5 protein-coding genes are annotated in these 11151 nt (G+C 57.3%); all 5 read right to left on the reverse strand.

What is annotated here, in order from left to right:
* Nucleotides 1-104: 104 nt before the first annotated feature.
* Complete coding sequence (locus B4U49_RS03240) at nt 105-3311, reverse strand: PKD domain-containing protein (protein WP_078083140.1); 3207 nt, start codon at nt 3309-3311, stop codon at nt 105-107.
* 51 nt (nt 3312-3362) lie between these two features.
* Nucleotides 3363-4754 (reverse strand): cellulase family glycosylhydrolase, encoded by a 1392-nt coding sequence (locus tag B4U49_RS03245; protein ID WP_239692457.1) that lies wholly within the window; start codon nt 4752-4754, stop codon nt 3363-3365.
* A 447-nt stretch (nt 4755-5201) separates the two neighbouring features.
* Entirely contained in the window at nt 5202-6866 is a 1665-nt protein-coding gene (locus B4U49_RS03250; RefSeq protein ID WP_078083142.1) for a family 43 glycosylhydrolase, read from the reverse strand.
* A 22-nt stretch (nt 6867-6888) separates the two neighbouring features.
* Complete coding sequence (locus B4U49_RS03255; RefSeq protein ID WP_078083143.1) at nt 6889-10077, reverse strand: glycoside hydrolase family 3 N-terminal domain-containing protein; 3189 nt, start codon at nt 10075-10077, stop codon at nt 6889-6891.
* Nucleotides 10078-10282: 205 nt separating this feature from the next.
* On the reverse strand, nt 10283-11151 hold an 869-nt coding region (locus B4U49_RS03260; protein ID WP_143735503.1), incomplete at its 5' end, for an MFS transporter.

Consider the following 11151-nt stretch of genomic DNA (forward strand, 5'->3'; position numbering starts at 1 on the left):
ACCCGGCTGCATGCAGCCGGGTTAAAAGCGGTCACTAGTATGACCTTATCTGACGGAGAAAGCTTTTCGGTTAGCGGAAGATATAGTAGCTCCCTCTCTCCTTTTTACTCACATACACTTCCAGAAATGGCGGGAATTTCCAGCGCTTCTTCCGTAGATTTTTCTCCCTGGTAACCGAATTCCGCATAGGCACCGGGCTGGATTACGCTGTTCCAGTCAAATCCGGTGGCACTGTACGGGTTACTGCCAGTGAGATTGGCATTCCAGAGATTGGTAATTCGACTGCTGCCGCTATAGGAGAAAGTCAGCGCCCAGCCATCAATCGGCACTGAGCCATTGTTGGTAATGCGGATGCTGCCGGTAAAACCGGCGCCCCAGTGGCTGCCTTCGATGTATTCGCAACTTGCGGTGCCGTCTCCATCATTTCCGCCGTTATCACCACCGTCATCTGCGGCACTGACCGTAATTACCAGGCTATCGCTACTGCTGGCTGCACCATCGTTTACGGTAAGCGATGCGGTGTATTCTCCCGCTTCGGTATAGGTGTGGCTCACGTTGACGCCACTGCCGGTACTACCGTCACCGAAATTCCAGCTATAGGTGAGTGGGTCGCCATCGGCATCACTGGATCCCGCAGCATCGAAGGTCACTGCGAGCGGTGCCTCTCCGCTCGTGGTACTGACTGCAGCTACGGCCACCGGAGACATGTTTTCCGGCTCTATGCCGTTCGCGGTAATGACCACACTGTCAGTGTCGGCGCCACCGCGGCCGTCATTGACCGTAAGGGTTGCGGTGAAGTTACCCGCGCTCTGGTAGGTATGGCTCGCCGTGGCGCCAGTGGCCGACGCACCATCGCCAAAGCTCCAGCTGTAACTCAGTGCATCGCCATCGGCGTCGCTGGAGTTACTACCATCGAAGCTCACCAGTAGTGGCGCATCACCGCTGACTGGCGTGGCGCTGGCTGCGGCAACGGGATCGGCATTCTCCACAACCGCACCGGTGGGATCGGCGTACAGCAGGCCGCGACCATTGGTGCCCAGGTAAACACGGCCGTAAATCCGAGGGTCGCCGGTGATCGCCTCGCCCATATTGCCGTACTGGTGCGCGTCATCATTGATGCGTACCCAGCCGGCACCTTCATTGGTGGAGCGGAATACCCCGGTTTCACCATCTACCGTACCCACCAGGTAGAGCGTCTGGTAATCACTGCCGGGCGCGGCGGCCCCCAGGCCAATATTAATGCCCTCGTCCACCGAGGTGAGTTTGTCGAAACTGGCACCGCCATCGGTAGAGCGCCACAGGCCGGTGACTGTTTCCGCACTCGCATTGACGGCACTGCCTGCGAGCCAGATATGCCCTTCCAGTCCGGGGGCCGCGAGGAACTTACCGGATTCCGGCAGGCCGCTGGCGGCGGTTGCGGCAAAGCTGCTGCCTGCGTCAGTCGACACATAGAAAGTGCCACCGCTGAAGGCGTAAAATACCTGCGGATTCACCCGGTCACTTTCCACACGAGCACCTTCCGGCACCCCGCTGGATGCGGTCCAGGAACTGCCGTAGGTGGTGGATACGTGCACCCCGGTACCACCCGGGCTCCACACAATAGCGCCGCCATCAGCACTCATCGCTACATTGCCACCACCGGTCACACCGGCAGGCTCCTGACCGGCCCACCAATTATCTCCTGCAGAGCTGGAAACACCGAGGTGAACGCCATCTTCATTGCCCACCCGTACCATTATCGCGGGGTCCAGCGCGGCAAAATCAATTCCAGTGGTACTGGTTAGATAAGGAGTCTGATACATCAACTCCGGTACTACATCCACGTCGATATGTTTGAACCCACCAATATCGCCCAGGGCAGAGAAAATATTCGCGTTGCCGCTCGGTGGACTGGCGAGATCCAGCACCGCGGTTTCCTCCACGCCCTTGATCATCGGTTCAATGATGACGGTGCCATCGCTGTCCCAATCGGTGAGGTTGTGCGAGCCATAAATAGTCGCACCGGTGCCATACATAAGGCGGTCGGAGTTATGCGGGTCGATTTCAATCGATTCATTCATCCAACCGAGCTTCAGCGCCTCTTCCGGCGGTTGCGGGTTGGCACCGAGATGCAGCCAGGGTACGGAGCTGATATCCATGTCGTAGCGCTTGCTGCGGGTCGGGTATCCGTCCCAGTCCCAGATCCGCGTCCAGGAATCCCCACCATCGGTGGTGCGAAACAGGATCATGTCCGGCCACCAGGAGTTGAGTGATGCAACCATCAGGGTATCGGGATTCTGGCGATCAATAGTGAGCCCGGAGTAACCGAAATACAGTTCTCCGCTGGCGGCGGTCATGGGACTGATTTCGGTCCAGGTTTCCGTGGCACTATCGAATTTCCACACCGCACCGGTTTCCCCGTCATAGGGACCGCCGGTATCGCTCATGGCGACGTAGAGTTCACCATTCACTTCATCGTAAACGCCTTTGTGGGGAATCAGGCCCGACGGTGCTCCGGGGATCACTTCCCAGCTGGCACCGCCATCAGTAGAGCGGTATAAGGAGTGGGTTTTATCCGCAACGCCCACATAAATCACATCGGCCCCCTCACCGCTGGTACCGGATGACGGATCAAAAGTGACCCACACCACGCCCTGCAGCTTGTCCCCGTAACCCCATTCGTCATCGGGATCTGCGGCGTAGGTACCGGGGTTGGGGAAGGTCTGCACCTCATACCAGCTAACCCCGTAATCTGTGCTGCGCCACAGGCCCTCACCCAGCTCGGCACCGTAGTAGATGGTGCTGTTATCGTTGGGGTCGATACTCAGGCGCTCGCCCATTCCGCGGCCCGGCATATTGCCACCAACCTTGAATGGCAATTCGGTCACCTGCCAGGTTTCACCGCGATCAGTCGAACGTGCAATTGCGCCGTTATTCGGATCCCAGTCGTTGGTGTACATACCCAGGGCCGCGTACACACGATCGGTGTCCACCGGGTCGGTGGCCATACTAATCACGCCGTTCCAGCCCCAATTATCCCAGCCTACCCAGTCGAGTAGCGGAACCCATTCCTGCTTCGCCTCGTTCCAACGGTAGGCACCGCCGATATCCGTGCGGGTGTAAATCAGATTGGGTTCGGTGCGGTTGAAAATAATTCCCGGGATAAAGCCACCGCCATCGATGCGTACATTCTTCCAGTTGTACTCTTCCTGGGGTGCTGCATCCGCGGCCGGAACCGCGGAGATGGCCAGTGTTATGGCCGTACTGATAAGCGCTTTCCGGAACAGTTCTGGCGCCTTCTTTAAATGCGTCAATTTGTCTTTGTTATTCATCGCTATACCTATTTATTTTTCGATTTCAGGAGTACTGCAATTTTCAAACTTCTACCGCGTAAACCGGAGAGAACAGCCGGGCGTACCGACATTGCCTGCCACCCCCTGCATACCAAAGGAAACATTCTGTAAAGAATCAATCTGGCTGTTGTACGACATGGAACTGCCGCTGACCGTTGTTCCGGTCACCGAACTCATATTGATATTCCACGCATTTGTGATCGTCACCTCGTGCGGGAAGTGCAAATCGATTTCCCAGCGATCAATTGCCACATTGCCCTGGTTTTTGATCGTGACATTACTGACGAAACCAGCGCCCCAGTCATTTACACTTTCGACAACGCAGTTCACGGTTATATCTTCGTAGTCATTTCCACCAGAACTGGACGAAGAACCTCCAGAAGAAGAGCCAGAGGAAGAGCTTGAAGAAGAGCTTCCCGATGAGGAACCGCTCGAGGAGGAGGAGCTGGATGAAGAGCCACCGGAAGAGGAGCCCGCACAAGCTTCAAATACCGACGTGCACTGGGCCGTTTCCGCAATACCATTCTCGCCGTTGAACAACCGCTCGCCCCAAGCGGAAAGGTTATTCGGATCCCAGTTCAGCGCCATATCCAGATAGGGTTCGGTATTCCCGGACCAGGACCAGCCGAGATAGCCAATACCGCGAGTCTGTGCTTCGGCGAGAATGGAGTCCTCGTCCACCGGTTGTCCCTGGTGCTCGTGGCCAAACTCGCCCACGATCAGGGGCAGCCCCATGTCCTCGAAGTCCTGCATGTAGCTTGCAACCGTATTGTGGTCGCCATAGATCTGATACATGTGCACCGAAAACAGTACATTGGCCAGCGGGTCGGCAGCGAAAATCTGCGGCGCGTTTGCGCGCATGTAATTTTCCCAGTCCTGCCCCCAGCTTGAGGCATCGACCACAATGGTATGGGTCAGGCCAGCGTCGCGGATCCGCTGAATCGCCGATGTGGTTCCATCCACATAGTTACTTTCGGATACGGAATTGCCGAAAGGCTCATTGGCAATGTTGATCAGCACATAATCTTCCTGGCCACTGATGGCCTCGACGATATCCGGACTTACCCAGTATTCCGCGGCTTCGGAAATATGAATGGCTGCAGCGTCTTCGCCCCAGCCTGTCGCATCATGTACTTCCAGCACACATACCAGCGTATTTGCCTTGCACTGCGCAATCACCTGCGCCACATCGGCACCGCTATTCCGGTTCCAGCGACCGCCGCTGGCAAGCACCACGCGCACCGTGTTCGCACCGGCGTTGGCAATGTCTGTCAACGCCTGTGCGGTACGACCGGGATACCAGGTGTGTGCGTGATTGACGCCGCGCATAACAAACGGCGTGCCGTTGCCATCCAGAAGACGGCCGTCATCGATGGAGAAACCGGCCCACCCAGGAATGGATATCACCAGCAGCCCGCTCAACACTAAACTCCGGAGCAGGCAATCTTTGATTTTATTGCGGAAAAAATGCATCTCTCTTCACCTTATCGTTTTAATATACGAATCAGCCATGGCAAAACATTGCACAGGCTGCGTGTACAGAAATCGAGAAGACCGATATTGGCCAGGGCAAGCACGGAGAATCGCGCACAACGCAAGCCAAAGCCGGTTTCTTGTGGTGTGAAAAGAGTTAGGTCGTTATTTAATTATTATTCCGGGTTATCCGACCCGGCAGTTCGGCGCGCAAAAAACAGGCGGGGATAACTCACCCGCCCAAGCTCACACCAAACCTGAAAGTCACACTGGCAAACTGAATCAATCAATTAATCAGCTTATTTATATGACGGATGGCGCTCTCGAAAAGGCCATCGTTAAGGAGAAGTAGGCGACATTAACTGACGAAAACATCACACTTTTGCATGCCAAATTTCAGATTGCCCGGTATTGGAAATCCCGGAACCGGACGCTTGCTTTTTCGGGCGTTTTTTCGTGGCCTTCGCTATTCAGCGCGCTATACATTCCCACGCGCAAACTCAGGAAACCGCCGAAAACATTGTGATGCAATCCGGACACTTCCATGCGGTGCCCGTGTTGCTCCCAGGTTTCGCCACCGTCTTGGGAGTAATGATAAGTGACGACATTGTCTCGGTTCACCATTCGTATCCGCAGACTGCCGGTGTCCGCCGGCTGGCGAAACCAGGTCTGCTCTTCCGCATACTGGAATGTCTTGATGTGCTGCCGGGAAAAACCAAGACCAACAAACGCCTTGTGGTTATAAAACAGCAACAGGCCACCTTCGGCATTTCCCGCTAGGTCCATCGCCACCTCCACCTCATAGGCGCGGTCAACCGGAATACAGGTTAGGGGAGCACTGTCTACTGGGGATTGCCCCCGACACGCGACTCGCAGCGCACGTTCTTCGTAGTGCACTCTCTGCATTTCATCATCGGCGGGCCTGTGAAAGGCCCACTGGATCCCAAAGCGGTTTCGGGAAAAATCGTCCGATAATTCCAAACCGGAAATCGCATTCTGTTTCTTCCCCACCGGCCGCTGCATGGGCAGTGAAAGGTCGCCGCCTTTCGCGCGAAACCAGCCGTCTTCCGTCCACTCAATCGGCTCGAGCAGTGTCTGCCTCCCCAGGGTACGGAAGCCGTTTTCATAACCGTGATACACCATCCACCAGTCACCCTGTGGACCTTCCACCAGGGTCGCATGGCCGCGAGACCACCACGGCTCGTCTGCACTCAGTGTGCGCACCAGGGGGTTTTGCGGGCAGTGCTCCCAGGGGCCATGGATAGACCTGGAACGTGCGGCAATCACCATATGTCCGGTGGGTGGCCCGGCGGTTCCACCAACAGCGGTCACCAGATAAAACCAGTCTCCACGACGCAGTAGCTTGGGCCCTTCCGGGGCAAAATTTTCCACAACCCAGTCTTCCGGGTATCGCCATGGACTATACGCGTGCTCCAGCTCTCCCGCTGCGGCGAGGCCATCGTCGGTAAGGCGAATCTTGCGAATGCCATTGACGAACAGGTAGCGGTGGCCGTCCTCTCCCACGATATGTCCCGGGTCGATGCAGCCGGGAATTTTCATATCGATGGGATCACTCCATGGACCCCGAATATCGTCGGCCCAGATCACGAAAATGGACCACCCCTTGTCATCCGGGTTGGCGGGGATATAGATGTAATAACGATCTTCGTGCTTGCACAGATCCACCGCCCAGATTGCACCCAGCGGTTTGAACAGGGTTGGCCCCACCGGTGACCAGTTCACCAGGTCCGTGGAGTGCCAGATGACCAGCCCGGGATAGGAGTAGAAAGACGAGAACGTCATATAGTAATCATCGCCATCCTTGATGATGGTCGGATCGGGATGATCACCGGGGACTACGGGATTCAGGAAAGTCCCGTTGCCAAGGTCTGCACTTCTCTGCCCCTCCACACCGCGCCCCCATTGCGGTATGGCGGCAGCCGGTTGCGATGATTTATCAGCGCAGCTGGCCGTCGTTGCCAGCGCATTGCCGGCCAGTGGTGCGGATGCCGCACCCGCTGCCAGTGCTTTGAAAAGTTTACGGCGCGTTGTATCAATCATCCCCAAGTGCCTCCTTTATCCGTTAATCCATCAGCCGCGAGAGCGAAGGCTCCATCGTCTCCGCCCAGATCCGGTACCCTTTTTCATTCAGATGCAGATAATCCGGCATGATCTCCTTGGTCAGTCGACCATCTTCTTCCAGGAACTCGCTGTATATTTCCTGATAGAAAATATGCTCACCATCGGCATACTCTTCGATGATATCGTTGATCCCGAGGTTGACCTTGCGCATCGGTGTTCCCGGTTCCGGATCCCGGGGAAAGATACTCAGCAGCAGGATTTTCATTTGCGGCTGACGTTTACGCAGCTCATCCAGTACCGCGCGAATACCGGCGGAAGTGAGCTCAGGATCTTCCAGTCGATGTCCGGTATTGTTGGTGCCGATCATTACCACTGCGGCCTTGGGCTTGATGCCTTCCAGCTCGCCGTTCTGCAATCGCCACAGCAGGTTTTCAGTTCGGTCTCCGCCATAGCCAAGGTTTACCGCGTTGCGGTCTTTGTAGTACTCATCCCACACTTTTTTGCCGGCATTTTCCCAACCCTCGGTAATGGAATCACCAATCATCAGCAGGTCCACATTTCCCTTAGCCAGACGCTTTTTATTCCGCTCGAAGCGCTCATCCCACCAGCCGCGCGCCCAGTGCTCGTGACGGATATCCGGTGTGGTCGCCAGAGTGCGGTAATCGGGGCACTGGTCTTCGGCCTCGGCCGATTTTTCCAGCCGAATATTGGCTACGGCCACCTGCCCCTTGCCGCCGACACGCAGAGCAAATGGTGAAGTCACGCTGGAGAAGTCATCCCCGTCGTGTACAAAGCAGCTGAGTTTGTAGCTTTCTCGCGTCCACCCTTCCCCGATATTTTTTCGCGCCGGCACAGACAATTCCACACGCCGCTCGCAGTTTTCCCCGCACTGCACTTCCAGCGCGAGATCCCCGCCGGTGAGGTCATCTACCTTCATGTCAAATGACAGCACTCCTTTTTCTACATAGCTGGATAAATTCAGGGGACCACCGTGCTTCAGGCTGAGCCGCGCAAACCAGGTATCGTGCCACGTGAAGGTCAGCGCATCTTCCTGCACATCCTTATCACTGGTAAACACGGTTACCCGGCCGCTGGGTAGTTTGGCAAATGCGCCGCTCAGCATCTGGTTTTTCTCAAAATCTTCGATCTGGATTCCCCACGGCTGTAGCGGGCGGCCCTCGTAAAGCGCATAACTTTCAGGCTCGCCCCGCATCAGGCCGGGTACATTTTCTGCAAGCTTGCCCGGCCCCTGTACTTCTTCGTACAGGCTCAGGCCGTAGCCGGTTGCAAACAGGGGTTCGTAGTCGGGGTGGTGGGCATTGAGTTTTGCCTGCAACGGCAGCCCCGGCCAGGAGAAAGAGAGGCGGCCGCTGAAGTCATAGCGGGCTTTTCCGTCAGTATCGGCAATCAGCATGTCCGCCACGCCATCGCCTTCGGTGCCGGGTAACCAGGCGGCCACAAAGGCGTCAGAGGCATTGATTTCAGGGTTGATCCACAGCGGGCGGCCGGACAGAAATACCGAAACCACAGGAATATTTTTTCCCTGCATTTTTTTCAGCAGCGCCAGGCTTTTCTTGTGGCCAGCTTCAAACTCGAGGGTGTTGCGGTCGCCCTGCCCTTCCGCATAGGGTGTCTCACCGAATACTACAATCGCGGCGTCCGGCTTTTTCGTAAAATCGCCATCGGCAGACAGGGTGGCCCGGCCGCCAGCGCGCTCTACCGCTTTGCGGATCCCGGCGTAAATCGAGGTCGCACCGGGGAATTTATCGTTGGCAATACCCGCGCCCTGCCAGCTGACACTCCAGCCGCCGGACTGCATGGCAATACTGTCGGCACCGGGTCCCGCCACCAGGATATTCTGATCGGGGTTCAGCGGCAGGATACCGTCGCGGTTTTTCAGTAACACCAGGCTTTCACGAACCGCGCGTCGTGCCAGCTCGCGATGCTCCTTGCTGCCCACGACGCGCTCGTCTCCCGCCAGGGCGCGTTCGGAGGGCCTCTTGTCGAACAGTCCTGCGCGCAGTTTTACCCGCAGGATTCTGCGCACCGCGTCATCCAGACGCGCCATGGGGATCTCGCCACTTTCCACCTGCTCGAGCGTATTGGCGATCATGCTTTTCCAGTCATAGGTCACCATCAGCAGGTCGATGCCCGCATTGATGGCCTGCGGGCAGCTGTCGTTGGTGCAGCCAACCACCTGGCCGTGGCCATTCCAATCACCCACCACCAGGCCGTCGAATCCCATTCGCTGTTTCAGCGCATCGGTGAGAATGTATTTATTGCCGTGGTGCTTTTCGCCATTCCACGCGGAGAAGCTGGCCATGATGGTCTGCACTCCGCTTTCGATCGCCGCCGGATAGCCGGCATTGTGGATCTGCACCAGCTCCTGCTCGCTGATGCGCGCATCGCCCTGGTCGTCGCCCCCGAAGGTCCCGCCGTCGGCGAGAAAATGCTTGGCAGAGGCCAGCACGCGGGTTTCCGCAAGAAATTCGTCGCTACCCACACTGCCCTGCAGCCCCTCGACCATGGCGGAGGCGAACTGCTTCACCACCTCGGGATCTTCACTGTAGCTCTCGTATGTGCGGCCCCAGAAATCGTTCTGGGCAACGGCCAGCGTGGGGGCGAATACCCACTCGACGCCGGTAGTGCGGACCTCCTCCGCGGTAGCGGCACCGATGGCCCGTACCAGTTCGGGGTTACCGGTAGCACCGAGGCCGATATTGTGCGGGAACAGGGTTGCGCCGGTGAGGTTGCCGTTACCGTGTACCGCATCGGTGCCCCAGAATACCGGTATCGCCGGACCACCATCGCCGGTATCCATGGAGGCCTCCCAGTAGGCATCGGCAAGCGCCAGCCAATCGTCCGGGCCGGCTTTTTCCTTGCGCCCGGGAATAGAGCCGCCGCCATTCAATACCGAACCGATATGGTATTCCTTCACTTCCTGCGGAGTAACGGACTGGATTTCGGGCTGCATGATCTGGCCGACTTTCTGCTTCAGGGTCATTTTTTCAAGCAGTGCCTCAACCTGCTTTTCCACCTCCGGTTTTACCGATGGACTCTGGGTCTTTGGCCAGAGATCCAGCTGGTGGCCAGCTGCCGCTGCGGAGGAGACTGCCGGAAGGCCGGCGAGCACGATGCCCGCGGCCAGCAGTGCACGAAGTGGTTTGAACGGGGTTCTGGTCGCTTGCATGAGAGCCATCCCTCTGTTGTTTCGGTTCGTTATCTTTATTTCTTTCAGCATTGCGAAATTTCTTTCAACATTGCGAATCCGGGCATTTCGTCAGGTTAATCATATAAATGCATCGAGCCCAAAAAATTCCCGGGCATACCCTGACAAACTCAGGGCAGAGGCCGCGGGGATAAACGAGTCGTGACTCGTGGGGAATTTTGAAAAATCAGCCCTGCATCTGCTCCAGTTCGCGCCCCTTGGTCTCGCGTACATACTTGCTGACAAAGAAGATCGAGATAAAGGCGCAGAGCGCATAGATACCGTAGCTGCCGGAAAGCTGGATGCTGACCAGCAGTACCGGGAACGACAGGGTAATACCGAAGTTCGCCAGCCACTGAGCGAGGCCGGCGACAGCGAGGCCGGAACCGCGGATCTGGTTCGGGAACATCTCCCCGAGCATCACCCACATCACCGGCCCCCAGGAAGCATTGAAAAAGACCACATAGGCATTGGCAGCAATCAGTGCAATGGTGCCGACGGAATCCGACAGGCTGAGGCCACCGTCTTCACCGAGCGTCGCGCGGGAGAACGACACCGCCATGATCGCCAGGGTCACCGCCATTCCGATGGAACCGACCCACAGCAGCGGCTTGCGGCCGATCTTGTCTACCAGGATCAGCGCGGTAATCACCGCGGCAATACTGACCGCCCCGGACACCACATTGATCAGCAGTGCATCACTCTCGGTGAAGCCCACCGACTGCCACAGCACCGCGCCGTAATAGAACACCACATTGATCCCCACCAACTGCTGGAACACCGCGAGACCGATGCCGACCCACACGATGCTACGCAGCTTGCCGGTTTTTGCGTCTTTGAGATCTGACAGACTGGGACGGTGATCGTCGGCCAGGGAGGCGCGGATATCGCGCTCCTTGTCGCCCGCCGCGCGCTCGCCAAACAGTCGGCCCAGTACCGAGCGGGCGGTATCACCGCGACCGCTGGCCACCAGGAAGCGCGGGCTTTCGGGAATGAAATAGAGGCCGATCAGGAAAATGGCCGCGGGGATCAGTTCGATCCAGAACATCCAGCGCC

The sequence above is a fragment of the Microbulbifer mangrovi genome (assembly GCF_002009015.1).
GTDB lineage: Bacteria > Pseudomonadota > Gammaproteobacteria > Pseudomonadales > Cellvibrionaceae > Microbulbifer > Microbulbifer mangrovi.

Excerpts from the sequence above, each read along its gene's own strand:
- B4U49_RS03240 (WP_078083140.1), bottom strand. The coding sequence starts at position 3,311 with ATGAATAACAAAGACAAATTGACGCATTTAAAGAAGGCGCCAGAACTG.
- B4U49_RS03250 (WP_078083142.1), bottom strand. The coding sequence starts at position 6,866 with ATGATTGATACAACGCGCCGTAAACTTTTCAAAGCACTGGCAGCGGGT.
- B4U49_RS03255 (WP_078083143.1), bottom strand. The coding sequence starts at position 10,077 with ATGCAAGCGACCAGAACCCCGTTCAAACCACTTCGTGCACTGCTGGCC.